Source organism: Kitasatospora sp. NPDC127121 (genome assembly GCF_042677305.1).
Taxonomy (GTDB): Bacteria; Actinomycetota; Actinomycetes; order Streptomycetales; family Streptomycetaceae; genus Kitasatospora.
The window spans coordinates 415,449-432,360 of record NZ_JBHXTQ010000001.1; the positions used below are offsets into that span (position 1 = coordinate 415,449).

The 16,912-nt window shown below is 72.6% G+C and carries 17 protein-coding genes and 1 pseudogene; 14 read left to right on the forward strand and 4 right to left on the reverse strand.

What is annotated here, in order from left to right:
* The first annotated feature begins 87 nt into the window (after positions 1 to 87).
* The 5 genes from ACFVHI_RS01665 (at position 88) to ACFVHI_RS01685 (ending at position 5,679) form a co-directional block, all read left to right on the forward strand.
* Positions 88 to 1,251, forward strand: coding sequence for a homogentisate 1,2-dioxygenase (locus tag ACFVHI_RS01665; protein ID WP_063352720.1), 1,164 nt, complete (start codon positions 88 to 90; stop codon positions 1,249 to 1,251).
* 101 nt (positions 1,252 to 1,352) lie between these two features.
* Positions 1,353 to 1,646: a hypothetical protein gene (locus ACFVHI_RS01670; RefSeq protein ID WP_159398668.1), complete on the forward strand. Its 294-nt coding sequence runs from the start codon at positions 1,353 to 1,355 to the stop codon at positions 1,644 to 1,646.
* 261 nt (positions 1,647 to 1,907) lie between these two features.
* Entirely contained in the window at positions 1,908 to 4,223 is a 2,316-nt protein-coding gene (locus tag ACFVHI_RS01675) for a xanthine dehydrogenase family protein molybdopterin-binding subunit (RefSeq protein WP_380334648.1), read from the forward strand.
* Positions 4,220 to 5,152, forward strand: a complete 933-nt coding sequence (locus tag ACFVHI_RS01680) for an FAD binding domain-containing protein (RefSeq protein WP_380334651.1) — start codon at positions 4,220 to 4,222, stop codon at positions 5,150 to 5,152. The genes ACFVHI_RS01675 and ACFVHI_RS01680 overlap by 4 nt, the downstream gene beginning before the upstream one ends.
* Entirely contained in the window at positions 5,149 to 5,679 is a 531-nt protein-coding gene (locus tag ACFVHI_RS01685; protein WP_380334653.1) for a (2Fe-2S)-binding protein, read from the forward strand. Before ACFVHI_RS01680 ends, ACFVHI_RS01685 begins: the two co-directional genes overlap by 4 nt.
* Positions 5,680 to 5,687: 8 nt before the next feature.
* Here the strand turns inward: ACFVHI_RS01685 and ACFVHI_RS01690 are convergent.
* Both ACFVHI_RS01690 and ACFVHI_RS01695 read right to left on the reverse strand, forming a co-directional pair.
* Positions 5,688 to 5,838, reverse strand: a pseudogene (locus ACFVHI_RS01690) (IS5/IS1182 family transposase); the annotation flags it as partial.
* Positions 5,839 to 5,869: 31 nt separating this feature from the next.
* On the reverse strand, positions 5,870 to 6,628 hold the full coding sequence (locus tag ACFVHI_RS01695) for an SDR family NAD(P)-dependent oxidoreductase (RefSeq protein ID WP_380334655.1): 759 nt from the start codon (positions 6,626 to 6,628) through the stop codon (positions 5,870 to 5,872).
* A gap of 147 nt (positions 6,629 to 6,775) precedes the next feature.
* On the opposite strand from ACFVHI_RS01695, the gene ACFVHI_RS01700 reads away from it, so the two are divergent.
* The 7 genes from ACFVHI_RS01700 to ACFVHI_RS01730 all read left to right on the forward strand — a co-directional run bounded on the left by ACFVHI_RS01700 (position 6,776) and on the right by ACFVHI_RS01730 (position 13,784).
* Positions 6,776 to 7,411: a TetR/AcrR family transcriptional regulator gene (locus ACFVHI_RS01700; protein ID WP_063352069.1), complete on the forward strand. Its 636-nt coding sequence runs from the start codon at positions 6,776 to 6,778 to the stop codon at positions 7,409 to 7,411.
* Between the two features lie 301 nt (positions 7,412 to 7,712).
* Positions 7,713 to 8,708 (forward strand): hypothetical protein, encoded by a 996-nt coding sequence (locus ACFVHI_RS01705; RefSeq protein ID WP_380334658.1) that lies wholly within the window; start codon positions 7,713 to 7,715, stop codon positions 8,706 to 8,708.
* Positions 8,708 to 10,060, forward strand: coding sequence for a cytochrome P450 (locus ACFVHI_RS01710; protein ID WP_380334661.1), 1,353 nt, complete (start codon positions 8,708 to 8,710; stop codon positions 10,058 to 10,060). The genes ACFVHI_RS01705 and ACFVHI_RS01710 overlap by 1 nt, the downstream gene beginning before the upstream one ends.
* A 241-nt stretch (positions 10,061 to 10,301) precedes the next feature.
* On the forward strand, positions 10,302 to 10,460 hold the full coding sequence (locus tag ACFVHI_RS01715; RefSeq protein WP_380334664.1) for a hypothetical protein: 159 nt from the start codon (positions 10,302 to 10,304) through the stop codon (positions 10,458 to 10,460).
* 109 nt (positions 10,461 to 10,569) lie between these two features.
* A complete protein-coding gene (locus ACFVHI_RS01720; protein WP_380334666.1) occupies positions 10,570 to 11,580 on the forward strand; it encodes a polyprenyl synthetase family protein in 1,011 nt (336 codons plus the stop codon).
* Positions 11,568 to 12,530 (forward strand): DUF2332 domain-containing protein, encoded by a 963-nt coding sequence (locus tag ACFVHI_RS01725; protein ID WP_380334669.1) that lies wholly within the window; start codon positions 11,568 to 11,570, stop codon positions 12,528 to 12,530. The genes ACFVHI_RS01720 and ACFVHI_RS01725 overlap by 13 nt, the downstream gene beginning before the upstream one ends.
* A gap of 63 nt (positions 12,531 to 12,593) precedes the next feature.
* On the forward strand, positions 12,594 to 13,784 hold the full coding sequence (locus ACFVHI_RS01730) for a cytochrome P450 (protein ID WP_380334672.1): 1,191 nt from the start codon (positions 12,594 to 12,596) through the stop codon (positions 13,782 to 13,784).
* 172 nt (positions 13,785 to 13,956) lie between these two features.
* Here ACFVHI_RS01730 and ACFVHI_RS01735 read toward each other — a convergent pair whose 3' ends face one another.
* The gene (locus ACFVHI_RS01735) at positions 13,957 to 14,382 is read right to left on the reverse strand and encodes a hypothetical protein (protein ID WP_380334674.1); all 426 of its coding nucleotides are present in this window, start codon (positions 14,380 to 14,382) and stop codon (positions 13,957 to 13,959) included.
* A 372-nt stretch (positions 14,383 to 14,754) separates the two neighbouring features.
* On the opposite strand from ACFVHI_RS01735, the gene ACFVHI_RS01740 reads away from it, so the two are divergent.
* Together ACFVHI_RS01740 and ACFVHI_RS01745 are read left to right on the forward strand one after the other, a co-directional pair.
* Entirely contained in the window at positions 14,755 to 15,564 is an 810-nt protein-coding gene (locus ACFVHI_RS01740; RefSeq protein WP_159398671.1) for a hypothetical protein, read from the forward strand.
* A gap of 185 nt (positions 15,565 to 15,749) precedes the next feature.
* The gene (locus tag ACFVHI_RS01745; protein ID WP_380334677.1) at positions 15,750 to 16,436 is read left to right on the forward strand and encodes a hypothetical protein; all 687 of its coding nucleotides are present in this window, start codon (positions 15,750 to 15,752) and stop codon (positions 16,434 to 16,436) included.
* Positions 16,437 to 16,516: 80 nt separating this feature from the next.
* On the opposite strand, the gene ACFVHI_RS01750 is transcribed toward ACFVHI_RS01745, so the two are convergent.
* Positions 16,517 to 16,843, reverse strand: coding sequence for a nuclear transport factor 2 family protein (locus tag ACFVHI_RS01750; protein ID WP_380334680.1), 327 nt, complete (start codon positions 16,841 to 16,843; stop codon positions 16,517 to 16,519).
* Between the last annotated feature and the right edge of the window lie 69 nt (positions 16,844 to 16,912).

Here is a 16,912-nt window from a genome sequence, read left to right on the forward strand (position 1 = left end):
GGCGTTCCTGTACGGGACGTCATCGCGCATCGTCGGGGAAGCAAGTCCGACGGAGCGGAAGGGAAACGGCAGATGGACATCAGGCCGATGCGATCCTGGATTCACCACAGCCGGGGAAGGGTACTGCGCCAGGCCGTGACCGGACGGCGCGAACTGGGCGGCCTGTACGAGGACATGCTCACGCGGCAGGGCTTCGAAGGACGCGACGCCTACCTGTACCGGCGCAGCGAGCCGACCGCCTGGAGGCACGCGGAGGCGAGCGCGGGAAACCGCAACTACGACGGGCGGTTGCTGGAGCCCACCGACCACGGCAGTGCCGGCGGAGTCCCGCTGCGGCTGTTCCACAACCCCCACCTGTCCCTCCACGTCAGCCGGCGCAGCGCGAACATGCCCTACTCGGTGCGCAACACCGACGGGGACGAGCTGTACTTCGTACACGAGGGCACCGGCACCTTCTACACCGAGTTCGGACCCATCCCCTACGAGCCCGGCGACTACGTCCTGGTGCCCAAGGGCGTCACCTACCGCATCCGCCCGGCCGGACCGGAGAACTACTTCCTCGTCATCGAGTCGACCGAGGAACTGGGCTTCGCCGACACCGGCGCGTTCGGCCGCCGCGCCCCCTTCGACCCCGGGCTGCTGTACGTGCCCTCCCCGGCCCTGGACGAGCTGGGCGACGGGCGCGACGAGGACGGGCAGTGGCCGGTCCGGGTCAAGCTCCGCGGCGAACGCGCCACCATCGTCTTCGACTCCGACCCGATCGACGTCGAAGGATGGTCGGGCGACCTGTTCCCGTTCAAGATGAACATCCGCGACTACCGGCCGGTGATGAGCGACCGCATCCACGTCATGCCGTCCGCCTACGCCGTCTTCGCCACATCCACCTTCATGGTGGGCAACTTCCTGCCCCGCCCCTTCGAATCGGCTCCCGACTCGGAACCCTTCCCGCCCTACCACCGCAACGCGGACTACGACGAGTTCACGTTCTTCCACAACGGAACCGTGCTCGGCGTGCCCGTCGCCCCGGCCACCATGTCCCTCGTCCCGCAGGGCCTGCACCACGGCCTGCCCGCCGAACTCCAGGAACAGCTGGCCAAGAAACGCAAGCCGGGCGACCGCATCGACAGCGAGGTCGTCTTCGTGGACACCAAGGTGCCCCTGACCCCCACACCGGACGCCGAGGCCGTCAGGCGCACGGACCAGGAGGCCGGCCAGGCGGGGAAGGCAGCCCCGGCGCCCTCGGCCGGGTGAAGGGCCATCGTCCCGGCGAATGACCGGGTCCGTACGGAAACACCGCCGGCACGGCATCGTCGAGCCGGGTTCGCACGAAGAAGGAGAGAAGGGTTCATCTCGTGATCAGGATTCATCGGGCAGCCGTGATCTGCGGTTCTGTTCTCGCGCTCGTCATGGCCGGCGTGGCGGCCTCGGACGCCGCCGCGCAGCCGTCGGTGACGTACTGCGCCAAGGGGACCACCGCGTACCACACGCCGGGCGACTACGGCTGCGTCCTGCCTCCCGGCACCCGCGATCACGAGCTGTTCTTCATCGGGGCAGGTGGCGGCGGCGGTGGCGGTGGCAGCTGGGGAGGGCACGGGTACGCCGGCGCCCGGGGCGGCGACGGCTGCATCCTGCTGACCGTGCACTGAGCGACTTCGCCCCGCCGGCCCTCTGAGTTGCCCGCCGTGGACACGGCCCCGGAACCGAACGCGCCTGTGGACAGGGCCGTGGGGTTCCCGTCGACCGGATGCGGGTAGGGACCGGTCCGCGTGTTGCCCGCGCACCAGGGTGGGCGGCCCGTACGGTGGGGCTCCCCACGTACACCCGAGCGGGTACGGCCGTTGGCGCCCGCACACCGGGGCGCGGCGGCCAACTCCCCTGTGAGCGGTACGAGTCGCGGAGGTGCAGTCGTGGAGCAGTGGACCAGGCGCGAGGACGAGCGGCTGCTCACCGGCCGGGGCCGCTTCGTCGCCGACATCGAGGTGCCGGGCTGTCTGGACGCGGCGTTCGTGCGCAGCGGCGTGGCCCACGGTGTGCTGCGCGGGGTGGACTGCGCGGCCGCCCGGGAGGTGCCGGGGGTGGTGGGGGCCTGGTCCGGCGCGGATCTGTCGGAGCCGGGCCCGCCCGGGACGGCGGCCTCCGGCTTCCAGGGGCTTCCGGCGGTGCCGTACACGTTGTTGGCCGGGCTGTCCACGGAGGAGGCCGTGGCCGGCCGGGAGTGGCCGGCGCTGGCGAGGGACCGGGTGCGGTACGTGGGCGAGGCGGTGGCGGTGGTGCTGGGTGAGGACCGTTACCGGGCCGAGGACGGGGCGGCGGCGGTGTCCGTCCGGGTCGACCCGCTGCCCGCGGTGGTCACCGCGAACGCGGCGGCGACGGACTCGGTCCGGTTGTTCGACGGTCTGAGCAACACCGTCTTCCGCGGGGAGGCCGGGCGGCCGATCGACGATTCGGTGTGGCGGCGGGCCGCGGTGGTGGTGGAGGGCCGCTACCGCCAGCAGCTCCTGCTGCCCTCCCCGATGGAGTGCCGGACGATCCTCGCCGTGCCCGAAGGGGGTCGGCTGACGGTGTGGTCGGGGCACCAGATGCCGCACCGGCTGCGGCGCGAACTGGCGGCGCTGCTGGGGTGGCCGGTCGACCGGGTACGCGTGGTGGTCCCGGACACCGGCGGGGCGTTCGGGTCGAAGAGCGCGGCGTGGCCGGAGTTCGTCGTGGTCGCCCACCTGGCGGTGCGGCTGGGCCGGCCGGTGCGGTGGATCGAGGACCGGCTGGAGTCGATGACGGCCGCCTCCCGGGGCCGGGGGCAGGACCAGCGGGTGCGGCTCGCCGCCGATGCCGAAGGACGGCTGCTCGCCTACGAGTTGGAGATTGAAGCCGAGGTGGGCGCCTACCCTCAGCTCGGTGCCGGGCTGCCGATGCAGACCGCCTTGATGGCCACCGGCCCGTACGCGACCCCGCAGGTGCACGCGACCGTCCGCTCGGTGCTGACCAACACCATGGTGACGTACCCGTACCGCGGTGCCGGCCGACCGGAGGCGGCGATCGCACTGGAGCGGGCCATGGACCAGGTGGCTCGTGAACTCGCCATCGACCCGGCCGAATTGAGGCGGCGCAACTTCATCCCGCCGCACCGGTTCCCGTACCGGACGCCCACCGGCCGGTGTTACGACAGCGGGAACTACGCCGCCGCGCTGGACCTGGCGCTGGAGACCCTGGACTACCGCGGCTGGCGGGCCGAGCAGGCCCGGCGCCGAACGGACCCTGACGCCCTGCCGCTGGGCATCGGCCTGTCCTGCTACGTGGAACGCTCCGGCGGGGAGCCGGGCGGGCTCCACGAGTTCGGCGGCGTCGAGGCCACGGCGGACGGCACGGTCCTCGTCCGGTGCGGCGCGGCCCCCGCCGGCCAGGGGCACGAGACGGTCTTCCCCGCGCTGGTGGCCGAGGCCCTGGGCGTGGACCCGGGCCGGGTCCGGCTGGTCGAGGGGGACACCGACGAGCAGCCCGAGGGAATGGGCTCCTTCGGCAGCCGCTCCGCCCAGGTGGCCGGCGCGATGCTGCGGCACGCCTCGCACCTGCTGACCGACGAGGCGCGCGAGCGGGCCGCGCGGCTGTGGGGCGTTCCCGCCGAGGCCGTGGACTGGTCCGACGGCGCCGCGCGCCTCGCCCGTGGCGGCTCGCGGGCGATCGGACTGGCCGAGCTGGTGCGGGCGACCGGGCCGCTGCGGGTGGACGACCGGTTCGAGGCGGGCATGGCCTTCCCCTTCGGCGCCCACGCGGCGGTGGCCGAGGTCGATCCCGACCTGGGCACCGTACGGCTGCTGCGGGTGGTGGCCGTGGACGACTGCGGCGTGCAGCTCGACCCGGTGATCGTGCGCGGGCAGGCCTTCGGGTCGGCGGTGCAGGGCATCGGCCAGGCCCTGTACGAGGGGATCCCCTACCGGGACGACGGCGTACCGCTGTTGGCCTCCGGGCTGCTGGACTACCTGCTGCCGACCTTCACCGAAGTGCCGGCCATCGAGGTCAGGGACACCTGCACGCCGGGCCCGGGCACGCCGCTGGGCGCCAAGGGCGCGGGCGAGTCGGGCTGCATCGGCACTCCGGCCGCGGTCGTCAACGCCGTGGTCGACGCGCTGCGGATCGCCGACCCCGACCTGTTGCAGATGCCGCTCACCCCGGACGCGGTCTGGCGGGCGGCCCGTGCCCCGAAGCTTGTGGAGGCGGCTCGGTGAAGCCGGCCGCCTTCGACTACGCCGTACCGCGCACGGTACCCGAGGCCGTCGAGGCGCTCAGCTCCGCGGACGGGACGGCCCAGGTGCTCGCCGGCGGGCAGAGCCTGATCCTCGACATGCGCCTGCACCGCGTGCGCCCCGGGCTGGTGGTCGACATCAACCGCGTCCCGGGACTCGACCGGATCGACCCGGACGGCGGCACCCTGCGGGTCGGCGCCCTGGTACGACACCGCGCGTTCGAATCGGCACGGGCCGTCCCCGGCCCGCTCGGCGCGCTGTTCGCCCGCGCGGCGGTCCACATCGCCCACCCTCCCGTCCGCTCGCGCGGCACGATGGCGGGCAGCTTCGCCTGGGCGCACCCCGCCTCCGAGTGGTGCGCCGTGGGCGCCGCCCTGGACGCCGACGTCGAGCTGTCCGGCCCGCTGGGCACGCGCACGGTCGCGGCCCGGGACTACTTCCAGGGGCCGCACCTGACCGCTCGCCGACCGGACGAGCTGCTGACCTCGGTGGCCTTCCCGCTGCTCGACGGCGACACCGGGGTCGGTTTCACCGAGCACCGCCGTACGCACTTCTGCTTCGCCCAGGTCGCGGTCGCCGCCGCCCTGACGGTGCGGGAGGGGGTGGTCGCCGAGGCCCGGATCGGGCTGGCCAACTGCGCCGACCGGCCGGTGCGGGCCCGCGCCGCCGAGCAGGCGCTGATCGGCGCCGAGGCCTGGGCACCCGTCGGCGGACACCGGCTGCCCGACGGGCACCCGTTCGTCCGGGCCGGCGGGATCGCGGCGCAGCAGGACGCCGCCCCCGTGCCGGAGCCGTACGCCGACACCGAGTACAAGCGGCACGCCGTCGCGGTGCTGGTCGCCAGGACGCTGCACCAGGCGGCACGGGACCTGCGATCCCGCCGCACCGGGCCGGACGGAGACCGCGCATGAGGATCACCCTGACCGTCAACGGCGAGACGCACCGCCTCGACGTGGAACCCCGCCGCATCCTCGCCGACGTGCTGCGGGAGGAATGCCGGTTGACCGGCACCCACCTGGGCTGCGAGCACGGCGTCTGCGGGGCGTGCACGGTGCTGGTGGACGGCGAGGCGGTCCGCTCCTGCCTCGTGTTCGCCGTGCAGTGCGACGGGAGTTCGATGGGCACCGTCGAGGGCCTCGCCGGGCCCGGCGGCGATCCCCACCCCCTCCAGCGGGCGTTCTCCGCCGAACACGCCCTGCAGTGCGGCTTCTGCACCCCGGGGTTCCTCATGGTCGCCGCCGGCGCCTTGGCGGCCGACCCCGGCCTCGCGGACTCCCCCGAGAAGGTCGACGCCCTGGTCGGCTCCAACCTCTGCCGGTGCACCGGCTACGAACCCATCCGCCGCGCGATCCTGCGGGCCGCCCGCGAGCAGAACGCGCCGCGCCCGGACGACATGCGGGATCCGCCGCAGCGACCGTCCGCTCACAACCGCCCGTAGAAGACATCTCATGTGGAGAGTCGGCGGGTGCAGATGGGGGCTGCGGCGGTGCCGGCGAAGGCGGCGAAGTGGTCGGCCTTGCGTTCGTAGCGGCGGTGCAGTCGACGGAAACCGCCGAGCCAGGCGGTTGATCACCCAGCGGTGTCGGCCGAGGCGTTGCCTGCGGCCCGAGACAGGCTCGCCCGGTTGGTCAGAGGAGGGCGCCGCCGGAGACCTCGATGCGCTGGGCGGTCATCCAGCGCAGGCCCTCGGAGGCCAGCGTGGCGATGGCGTCGCCGATCTCCTCGGGTTCGCCGACGCGGCCGAGCGCGGTCCGCCCGGCCAGACCCTGGCGCATCTCGGCGTCATCCCGCATGGCACCGCCGTTGAAGTCGGTGGCGGTCGGCCCCGGGGCGATGGAGTTGACCCGGATGCCGCGGGGGCCGAGTTCTGCGGCCAGAGTGCGGCTCAACGCTTCGACCGCGGCCTTCGAGGCGGAGTAGACCGAGGTCGCGGGACTGGTGTGGCGAGTCAACGACGACGAGACGTTGATGACGTGGGCGCCCTGCGCCAGCAGCAGCACGAGCGACTGGATGAGGAAGAACGTGCCCCGCACGTTCGTGCCGAACACCGTGTCGAAGTCGTCGGCCGTGACAGCTTCCAGCGGACCGAAAACGCCAACCCCCGCGTTGTTGACCACGATATCGAGCCGCGAAGCCCCCCAGCGCTCAAGCAGTCCGCTCAGCTCGGAAGTGAAGGCTCCGAAAGAGGAGACGTCGCTGATGTCGAGACGCACGACAGCGGCAGCCCCACCCGCAGCGTGCACTTGCCGCGCAGTCTCCTCGACCCCAGCCACATCACCGCGATGAGTGACCACGACCCGCACCCCGCGCGCCGCCAGGGCAAGAGCCGTACTCCGGCCCAGGCCACGGTTCGCACCGGTCACCAAAGCGATCCTGTCGGCTGTCATCAGCTGCTCCCTCATCGCACGGCACCAGAGAGACATCGGGCACCGCCATCAGATGCGAGTCGGTTGACTCGCCTTTCCATTGCAGCGTAGGCACAGCAAAAGAGGCGAGTCAAGTGACTCGCCTCGGATCTGGGGCATACTGCACGCATGGCAGCAGAGCTCTCCGCACACCACCGCCGTCTCGCCCAGCAGAAGCGCGAGGCGATCATCTCCGCAGCCACGGACCTCTTCCTGAACCGCGGCTACGACGGAACCTCCCTCGCCCGCATCGCCGAAGGGGCGGCCGTCTCGAAGTCCACCCTGTTCAAGCAGTTCCCCACCAAGGCAGCCCTCTTCGAGGCCATCGTCACCGAGTCCTGGCAGCGTGACACCGCGGACACTGTCGCGCGCCCTCAGGCCGGAGACCTGCGCTCCGGCCTGACCTCCATCGGCCACCGCTACGCCGACCTGATCGGCCGGCCCGGCATGACAGCCCTGTTCCGCATCGTCATCGCCGAGCTGCCCCGCTTCCCCGAACTGGGGCAGATGCAGTTCCAACTCGGCAAGCTGCCCTACTTCACCTCGGTCCAGCACTACCTGGAGTCGGAGCACGAGGCCGGCAACGCCGACGTCCCGGACGCCGAGAGCGCCGCCAACCAGTTCCTCGGGATGATCGCCAACTACGTCCTGTGGCCCCGCATGCTGCTGACCGACTGGAACCCCTCAGCCTCTGACATCCGCTACGCCGTCGAGCAGGCCGTAGAGACCATGTTCGCCCGCTACACCTCCGATCGACCGGCCTGATCCGAAGCTGGAATTCGCACGCCGCCACCCCAGTGCTGGAGGGGCCCGTGGAGCCGTGATCGTGCGGGCCGCCGCCGTCGGCAAACGATGGCGAGCTCAAGCGGTCAGCGCATCACCGCTGTTGAGGAGGCGAGACGGCCAGCCGTGCGCCGGGAGGCAAGGACGGATGCGCGCGCAGTCCATCCCCCTGCCCCGCGCAGGGCTAGTTTCGGCCTCCCAGGCAGGCCGGGCGACCCCACGCGATCGTCGCGGGGCACGGAGGCCGGCTGCGACCCCACACCAGACGAAGGCCGGCGCAACGATGACCGATCTCCGCGACGGGCAACCACACAGCACCCCGGACGCCTTGTGGTGCCCCTTCCCCTCCCTGACGAACCCCCACGCCGAACAGGCCGACCGGCAGAGCCTGGCCTGGCTGGCGCGCCACCGGCTGCTGGACGGTCGGCTCCGGCAGTCCGACCGGATCGGGCGCCAGCGCAGCGGCCACCTGGCCGCCCGGACCAACCCCGAGGTCTCCGCCGAGATGCTGCGCCTGCTGTCCGACTGGTACGTCTGGCTCTTCGCCTTCGACGACGGGTACTGCGAGGACCGTGAACGCGGCCACCGCCCCGGACCGTTGGCCCGCACGACCGCTCTCCTCGCCCGGGTGATCGACCCCGAGCCGCCCGGCGACGAGGCGCCCGGACCGGCCGGCGCCTACGCGGCGGCCCTGCGGGAGATCCGGGACCGGGTCGCCGCACAGGCCTCGCCGTCACAGCTGTTCCGGTGGGAGTGCACGGTCCGCGACTACCTCTCCGCCCAGGTGTGGGAGGCCGCCAACCGCGAGGCGGGCACCGTACCGGGCCCGTCCGAGTACGTGGCCATGCGCAGGCACGCCGGGGCGACGTACACCTGCCTCGCCCTGGTCGACATCGCCGCCGACTACGAAGTCCCGGCCGCGGAGGCGGACGGGCCTTCGCTGCGCAGGCTCAGGGACCTCACGGCGAACCTGGTGAGCTGGGACAACGACCTGTACTCCCACGCCAAGGAGACCGCGGGCGGCCAGGGCCGCCACAACCTGGTCGAGGTCCTCGCCCGCCACCACCACTGCTCCACGGCCGAAGCCCGACGGTCCGCCGTCGCCATGCGCGACGCCGAGATGCACGCGTTCATCGAGCTGAGCCGAACCATCCGCACGGACGGCAGCGGCGCGGCCTCGGCCTACGCCCGCAGCCTCGGGCTGTGGCTGCGCGGGCACATCGACTGGTCCCGCCACACCTCCCGGTTCGACGTGCCGGCCCCCGCGGCGGGGCACTGATGCGCGAGGAGGACACCCCGCCCGGCACCGCGCCGTGCGCGCCGGGCCACCTGCCGCTGCTCGGGCACCTGCTCCCGCTGCTGACCCGCCCCGTACCCTTCCTCCAGTCGCTGGCCGACCACGGCCCGGTGGTGCGGATCCACCTGTGGCGCAGACCGGTTCACGTCCTCACCGATCCCGAGCTGGTCCACCGGCTGCTCGTTCGGGACGCCGCGAAGACCGAGAAGGGCTTCGTCTTCGACAAGGCCCGCGGCCTGCTGGGCAACGGCCTGTTCACCTCCGAGGGCGCGTTCCACCTCCGCCAGCGACGCCTGGTCCAACCGGCCTTCCACCGCGACAGCATCCGCCGGTACGCCGCCCTGACCGCACGCGTGGCAGCGGCGGCGGTGACCCGCTGGGAGCCCGGGCGAGCCGCGCCGATCGAGCCGCGGATGCACCGACTTGCCCGGGACATCGTGGTCGAGGCACTGTTCGCCACCCGCCTGAGCGGCGCCCAGAAGGCCCGGATCGACCGGGCCGTGCCCGTGGTCCTCACCGGATTCGTCCAGCGGGCGCTCTACCCGTCACCGCTGCTGGAAAAGCTGCCCGTACCGGCCAACCGGCGCTTCGACACTGCGGTCCGGGACCTGCGCACCGTCGTGGACGAGATCATCGCCCAGGCCGCCGCCCCGTACCAGGGCCCGGACGACGCGCTGCTGTCCCTGCTGCTGACCACCCGCGACGACGAAACCGGCCGCGCCATGGCACGGGCCCAAGTCCGGGACGAGGCGGTCTCACTGCTCCTGGCCGGCACCGAGACGACCGGCACCACGCTCGCCTGGTTCTTCCACGAACTCGCCCGGCACCAGGACCTGCAGGACGAGCTGAGCGAGGAGGTGCGCGCCGTCGCCACCGACGGCGCCGTGCCCCCTGGCGACCTACCGCGCCTGGAGCACACGGGGCACGCGCTCAGCGAGACCCTCCGCCTCCACACCCCCAACTGGATCCTGATGCGCCGGGCAGTGGCACCACTCCGGTACGGCGGCATCCTCCTGCCCCCGGGGGCGGAGGTCCTCTTCAGCCCGACCGCGCTGCACCGCTCCCCGCGGCTCCACCCCGACCCCTTGCGATTCGATCCCGACCGCTGGCGCCATCCTGCGGGCCACGCCCCACCCAGACTGTTCATCCCCTTCGGCGCGGGCCACCACAAGTGCGTCGGCGAGTCCTTCGCCTGGACCGAGATGCTCGTCGTCGCCGCAGCCGTCCTCGCCCGCCTGCGGCTCAGGCCCGCCACCGCCACCCCCCTCCGGGAGAGCGCCACCGCCGCCACCATCCGCCCGCGCGGCCCGCTGCTCATCGCCGAACCGCGATGAGCAGGGGGTCGCGCGGCACGGGAGCACGAGAACGTCGCCGCGAGGGCATCGAGCCGGGGTACATCAGCGAAGCACCGATACTGACAGATCGTCAGTTCCGCTTCTCTCCTGGGACATTTCCCGTGCACTGACGTACAACCGCTCCGGCTCCCGCCTCCGTAGTGTCACAGCCAGTCCCGGCCCTTGTGCACCCGCAGCAAGCGGCAGGCCAGCGGCCCACTACCTGAAGAGGAGAACTGCGTTGTCGCAGAACATACTTGACGAAGACACCCTCGCCGTCATCGGGGCGGCGGAGCGCCTGCTGGAGGGTGAGCAGCCCGCGGAGCCGAGCACGCCGTCGTCCTGCGCGGACCAGCGGATCGCCGCCGTGATGGGTGGCGGGTTCTACACCTACTGCTGATCGGTGCCCCGCCCGCACTCGCCCGGCGCCCCCTCGGGCGAGTGCGGGCCCTCCCCCGTGCCGCAACGGCCTCCGGAGCGCCGGCGGGCCCGACCACAAGGACACACCGATGAATCCCACCGAGACTGCCGGTCCGCTGACGGTTCCCCCCGGCTGGTTCGCGGCCGTGGGCACGGAGATCGCCATGGTGCTGGAGGATCTGCGCCGTGACCACCCGAGCCTGGCGGACGCGGTCACCGGCCTGCTGGCGGCGGACGGCGGCGGCCGAAGCCCCTTCCGCCTCCTGGGCATGGCCGTCCTCGGGACGATCACCGGTGAGCCCCGACCGGCGGCCGCGGTGTGTGCGGTCTCCCGGCTGTGGTGGGCGGGGGCCGAAGCCCTCGACGACCTCGCCGACGGCCAGGGCCCGGCCGCACCTCGGGGCAGGTCCGAACTGGCCCGCACCACCCTGGCAGCCGTGGCCTGCGGGAGCACACTGCCCCACCGGGTGGCCGACCGGTACTCGGCAGCCCCGGACATCCGCCTCTCCTGGGAGCAGGAACTGGTCCGCACCGCACTGGACGCGCTGGAGGGCCAGTTGGCCGACATCGCCGAGCCGGCGGACGACCCCGTGACGTGGCGGTCCGTCATGGCCTGCTACCGGGGCAAGAGCGGCGCCGCCTACGGCCGCGACGCGGTGATGGCAGCCAGGCTCGCCACGGACCGGCCCGAAACGCTGCGCTCCTGGCGGACCTTCGGCGAACTCTTCGGCGTCCTGCGACAGCTCGGCAACGACGGAGCTCCCAGCGCGGCGCAGGAGTTCGAGGATCTGGCCAACGGCACTCGCACCCTCCTGCTGGCCCACGCACTCGCAGTCGCCGCCCCCGCGCACCGGGAGCACCTGCTGGACCTGCATGCCCGGGCCGGCACCGATCCGGGCGCCCGCGGGGAGCTGCGGACCGCGCTGCGGGATCCGTCCGTCCTCGACGGCTACGAACGCCGGGTCGAGTCGCTGCGGCAGCACTGCTGCGCGGTGCTCGACCGACTCGCTCCGGACGGCCCGTACCGGGAGCTGCTGCACGGCCTGGTCCACACCTCCGCCCGAGCAGTGCCGAACGGAGTCTCCCCGTGCGCGAGTTGATCGACCGACCGGAGCTGCTGCGGTCGATGGCCGCACGGTCCGCCGGGGCCGCTCCCTTCGCATCGGGGCTGCTCGCCAGGCTCGCCGACGACGTCGAGCACGGCGGGCCGGTTACCCGCCTGATCGGACGGCACCCACAGGCCGGCACGCCCCTGTTCACCATCCGCGCCATGGCCGGGGTCCAGGGCCTGCTGACCGCCGGGCGGCTTCCCCGACTGACCTCACACCTGGCCGAGTCGAGTGCGGCGGACGGACTCGAACCGCGCGGCACCGACCGGTCGTGGGACCTCTTCGTCACGGCGATCGCCGACCACCCCGCCGAGATCGCCACCGCGCTGGACAACCCGGTGCAGCAGCACGAGCCCGTCCGGGCCGCGACACTGCTGCACGGGCTCGCACTGGTGCGGGCCCCGCGGATCCGACTGCTCGAACTCGGCGCCTGCGCCGGACTCAACCTGCTGATCGACCGCTACCGGTGGTTCGGGCCCGGCTGGGAGTGGGGCGACCCCGCCTCACCGGTCCGGCTGCCCGCCCACGGTCCGAACCCCGGAAACATCCGGATCGTGGCGCGCGCGGGCTGCGACCTGCGTCCCCGCGACCCCGCCGATCCGGCCGACGTGCAGACCGTACGGAGCTACCTGCCCTTCGAGCACACGTTCCTGCGAGCCGCCCTCGACGACGCGCTCGACCTCGCCGCCCGCACCCCGGTCCGGGTGGACCAGGCGGATGCGGTCGGGTGGCTGCGGCGCGAGCTGGCGACGCCGGCCGATCCGTCGGTGCGCACGGTGGTCTGGCACAGCCTGTTCTGGGGGTTCCTCGAACCAGGCCAACAGGACGCCCTGGAAGGGATCATGACCGATGCCGCCGCCACCGCGCCGCTCACCCGCATCGCCTTCGAACCCCACGACTGGACGATGCCGCCACGGCTCCAGCTGATCCAGTACTCCTGAGCCCACGGCGTTCACGGCACTCGCTCGACCCAGAAACCCGATCCCTACGTGAGGAATCCCGGCATGCTGCCCGGCGAGGCATTCCAGTACCTGGCGTCACCCACCGGCCGCCAGAACCCCTATCCCGCGTACGCCGCCCTCCGGTCCCACGGACCGGTGGTACGCCTGCGACCGGGGTTCTACGCGGCGACCGGGTACGACGCCGTCAACGCACTGCTGCGCGACCCGCGACTGGAAGTCCGGGGCTGGCCGGACGGTGCCGCCGCACGCCTGATCGCGGACTCCATGATGAAGGCCAACGGCCCCGACCACGCCCGCGTCCGGCGGCTCGCCGCAGACGCCTTCTCACCCCGTGGGACGGACCGGCTGAAGGAGGTCGTCACCGCACGGGCGACCGCCCTCGCCGACCACCTGGCCCAGATCGGCCGCGACGGCGAGGCCGTGGACCTCATGGACGAGTTCGCCTACCCGCTGACGATCCGGATCATCGGCACACTGCTCGGTGTCCCGGCCGGCGAGCACCAGTGGTTGCGCGAGCGCGCCCAGGAGACGACCGCCGTCCTGGAGCCGTTCCGGCCCGACGGCCCCGCCACCGCGGCCGACCGCGCGGCCCTCGAGCTGGAAGCGTACGTCACCGAGCTGACCCGGCTCCGGCGTACCGAACCCGGCGAGGACCTGATCACCGCACTGGTACTGGCGCACGACCGCGACGGCAGCGAGCTGTCCACCCGCGAACTCGTCGTGAACCTGGTGTTCCTGCTACTGGCGGGATTCGAGACCTCCGCCAACCTCCTCGGCAACAGCCTGGGAGCCCTCCTGGACCACCCCGACCTCGCCGCGCGGCTGCGGACGGACCCGGGCCTGACCGACCGGTACGTCGAAGAGGTGTCACGCTTCGACGCGCCCCTGCAACTCACCAGCCGGTGGGCACCCGAGCCGATCGAGATCGACGGCATCGGCAGCATCGAGAAGGGCAGCCACATCCTGGTGCTCCTCGGGGCGGGAAACCACGATCCGGCGCACTTCACCGCCCCGGACCGGTTCGACCCGTTCCGGGACTCCCAGCCGTCGCTCTCCTTCGGCGCCGGCGCACACTACTGCCTCGGCTCCGCGCTGGCCCGTACGGAGGCGCGACTGGCACTCCCGCTGCTGCTGGAGCGCCTGCCCGTCATACGGCGCGCCGGCACGGCAGCGCGCCGCGACCGCCTCACCTTCCGCGGCTACGCCAACCTCCCCGTGTCCTTCCGGAACTGACCGGCCGCCCGCCAACCCGTGCTGTTCGCCTGTGTCCAGACCGATTCCCCATGCGGCGGCCGCACTTCGCCTCGGCCGCTTCCGCGCCGGGGCAGGGCAGTTGGGCGGTCTTGGCCCAGGTGCGGCCCAGGTGTCGCCCGGCAGCCGGCCGTCAGCGGCCGCGCCGCCGGTCTCAGCGGACCTCCACCGTCACCGGATCCGAGGTCCTCTCGCGAACGGGGTGGCGGTCGTCCAGGCCGGTCAGGCCGAACAGCACCGCACGGTATTCCAGGACGCCGCTGTGTGCGACCTTGACCTGCACGGCGGCCTCCGCCTCGGTGCCCGTCTCGACCACGGTGCCGCAGGTCATCCGCTCCCACGTCGAACCGCTGCTGCGGCCCTCCAGGCACACCTGCACGTAGGCGGCACCGTCGTCGTCCCCGTGCCCCGTGACCGTGAAGGTCGTGCCGACCCGCGCCGTGTGCGGAGCCGTGACCTCCACGTCGCCCTTGGCGAACGCCGGCCCGGCGGCCAGGGCCACCGATGCCAGACCCAGCGCACCGATCACGGCGGCCCGGCCGCCCCACGCCTTCGTCCCGGTCCTCTTCGTCCTGCTCATGGACTGACCTCCTCTGGAACTCCCCCGCCCGGGGGCTGCGCCCTGCGTAGGCGCCCGATTGCGCCTCACCGATTATCGGGAGTAACCACCTCCCTGACCGGGTTATGACGCGGCCCGGCGTCGTCCAGGCGCGCGGCACCGGCGGCCACCGACAGCACGGAGGGGATGCGCACGGCCCCGGGTCTGCCCTTTCGGCCCTCGCCCCGCCACCCCGCCGCCCGTAGACTCGGCGGGGACGGCCGGAAGGGCGGGGAGGGCGTGCGCGAGACACGGAGAGCCGCGGAGCGGCAGACGGCGGCGCCGGCCACCGCCGGGCACGGGGCACGCCTCACGGGCCTGGCCGCGCTCCAGCGGCAGGTGGGGAACGCCGCGGTGACACGCCAGGTGCAGCGCCAGAAGGGCGGCCTGAACGAGCACTACGCCACGAGGCCCACCGAGCACCCCGAGTGGGGGCCGTACCAGGAGCTGACGAAGGCCGCGGGCATTCCGCAGCCCCAGGCCGACGCCGCCTGGCAACTGCTGCTCGGCGGGGTCGACTCGCAGGGCGCGCTGAACGACGAGGCCGTGGCGAAGACGAAGGACCGCCAGGAGCAGCGCGAGCTCCGGGCGTCGAACACCTGGTACCAGGAGTTCGTCAAGCTCATCGCCGAGCACCTGGAGATCGAGACGCCCACCATGGCCCTGTGGGCGGGCGGCATCGAGACCAGCGACTACGCGTACCGGAAGGGCCACACGCCCCTGGGGCGGACCCGGATCGGCGGCGTGCTCAACGTCCTGGAGCTGCACCCGGACTGGAAGCTGACGGGGCCGATGTGGAGCGTCCTGTCCAAGGCCTTCGTGTCCCGCGCGACCGGCCCCGTGCACATCTTCGTACGGGCCTACGCTCCGGAGAGCATCCTGATCAGGCTGGAAGTCCCGGAACTACGGCTGGTCCAGCGGCTGAACCCGGACGTGAAACTGATCTGGCACCCCGTATACACCGCTCCCGGCGGGCAGATGAGGGAGATCTCGAAGGACTGCCGACTCGTCGACAACGCGGAGTACGACGGGCGGGACACGTGCGTGAGCGCCCTCGTCCAGTACCTCAGGATGTTCCACGACGACAGCAACACCGAGGCCGCCCCCGCCCACAAGAGCATGGAGCAACTGCTCGTCGCGAACGGGCACAAGGACGGCGTCTGAGGCTGCGGCCCGCACGCAGCGCTCTCCGGCTTCGGCCGGGCACACCTCGTCAACTGTCCGGCGGACAAGGCCCATCGGTTTCTGGGACAGGATCGGGATACTTCCCGCACCTGCCTGTGAACGACCCTCGCCTACGGTGATCACACCCGGTGAACCTCACCGGTCGAACGACATCGGGAGACCTCATGCGCACGCGCCGCCTCGCCCTCACCGCCGCCGCCGTCGCGGCGCTCGCCGCCACCGCGACGGCCTGCGGGCCGGACAACAGCGACACGGCCTCCACCGCCGCCAGCCCCGCGGCCACCGCCGCCGCGACCAACGGGGCCGCGACCGCACCCACCGGGGCCGCACCCGCCGGGGCCTCGCCGACGAAGGCCGCCGCCGCGCCCACGACGCCCTCCACACCGAAGTCGTCCGCCACGCCGAAGTCGCCCGACGCGCCCTCCGCCCCCGCCGCCGACAAGACCGGCTACGGCCAGGCCTGCGGCGCCAACGACCTCGCCCTCAGCGCGAAGTCCGAATCCCAGGCCGGCGGCTACCTCCTGATCACGGCCAAGGCCAAGCCGGGCATCACCTGCACGCTCCCCGCGACCCACCCCACCATCGCGTTCGGCTCGCGCGGCATCGAGGCCGCCAACGCCGAACAGTCCACCGGCGAACCGATCACCCTGAGCGGCGCCAAGGTCGCGTACGCGGGCATCATGACGAAGACCACCAACACCAACCAGGCAATCCAGTTCACCGACGTCATCGTGGGCATCGGCAACGCCGACCCCAACCCGGCCAGCATCGCCGTCGGCACCACGCCGGTCGACAAGCCGATCGTCACCAACTGGCACACCGTTGCGAAGGACGCCGTCCCCGGTCTCTGACGGCCGTTCACCGGAGGGGCGCGGGCCGGCCGTACGACGGCGGCGACGGCCGCCGTACGGGCCTGCGCTGTTGCGCTGGTTCAGCTCAGGAAGTCGACGCGGTCGATGAGGCCTTCGCGCACCCGGTAGGCCACCAGGACGCGGACCGGCTCGTCGGCCAGGCCGTGGGCGACTTCGTGGTCGACCACCCAGTCGCCTTCGCTGAGCCGCCCCACGATCTCCGCCCGGCAGCGGCCCTTGGCGAACTGTCCGGCGTACCTGTCGCGCAGAGCCTGCCGGCCATGGAGTTGGGTGCCGTCGGCCCGGTGGATCGTGATGTCCTCGGCGTAGGTGGCGACGAAGGCGTCGATGTCGTGGCTGTTGTAGGCGGCGAGCTGCTGCTCGACCACGTCGCGCGGTTCGGTCATGTGGTTGATCGTTTCTTCCTCGGTGTACGGGTTGCGGGTTCAGCAGGGTTGCGTGCTACGGGTTCGACC

Excerpts from the sequence above, each read along its gene's own strand:
- ACFVHI_RS01750 (WP_380334680.1), bottom strand. The coding sequence starts at position 16,843 with ATGACCGAACCGCGCGACGTGGTCGAGCAGCAGCTCGCCGCCTACAAC.
- ACFVHI_RS01695 (WP_380334655.1), bottom strand. The coding sequence starts at position 6,628 with ATGACAGCCGACAGGATCGCTTTGGTGACCGGTGCGAACCGTGGCCTG.
- ACFVHI_RS01745 (WP_380334677.1), top strand. The coding sequence starts at position 15,750 with ATGCGCACGCGCCGCCTCGCCCTCACCGCCGCCGCCGTCGCGGCGCTC.
- ACFVHI_RS01730 (WP_380334672.1), top strand. The coding sequence starts at position 12,594 with ATGCTGCCCGGCGAGGCATTCCAGTACCTGGCGTCACCCACCGGCCGC.
- ACFVHI_RS01720 (WP_380334666.1), top strand. The coding sequence starts at position 10,570 with ATGAATCCCACCGAGACTGCCGGTCCGCTGACGGTTCCCCCCGGCTGG.
- ACFVHI_RS01735 (WP_380334674.1), bottom strand. The coding sequence starts at position 14,382 with ATGAGCAGGACGAAGAGGACCGGGACGAAGGCGTGGGGCGGCCGGGCC.
- ACFVHI_RS01685 (WP_380334653.1), top strand. The coding sequence starts at position 5,149 with ATGAGGATCACCCTGACCGTCAACGGCGAGACGCACCGCCTCGACGTG.
- ACFVHI_RS01710 (WP_380334661.1), top strand. The coding sequence starts at position 8,708 with ATGCGCGAGGAGGACACCCCGCCCGGCACCGCGCCGTGCGCGCCGGGC.
- ACFVHI_RS01700 (WP_063352069.1), top strand. The coding sequence starts at position 6,776 with ATGGCAGCAGAGCTCTCCGCACACCACCGCCGTCTCGCCCAGCAGAAG.
- ACFVHI_RS01665 (WP_063352720.1), top strand. The coding sequence starts at position 88 with ATGCGATCCTGGATTCACCACAGCCGGGGAAGGGTACTGCGCCAGGCC.
- ACFVHI_RS01705 (WP_380334658.1), top strand. The coding sequence starts at position 7,713 with ATGACCGATCTCCGCGACGGGCAACCACACAGCACCCCGGACGCCTTG.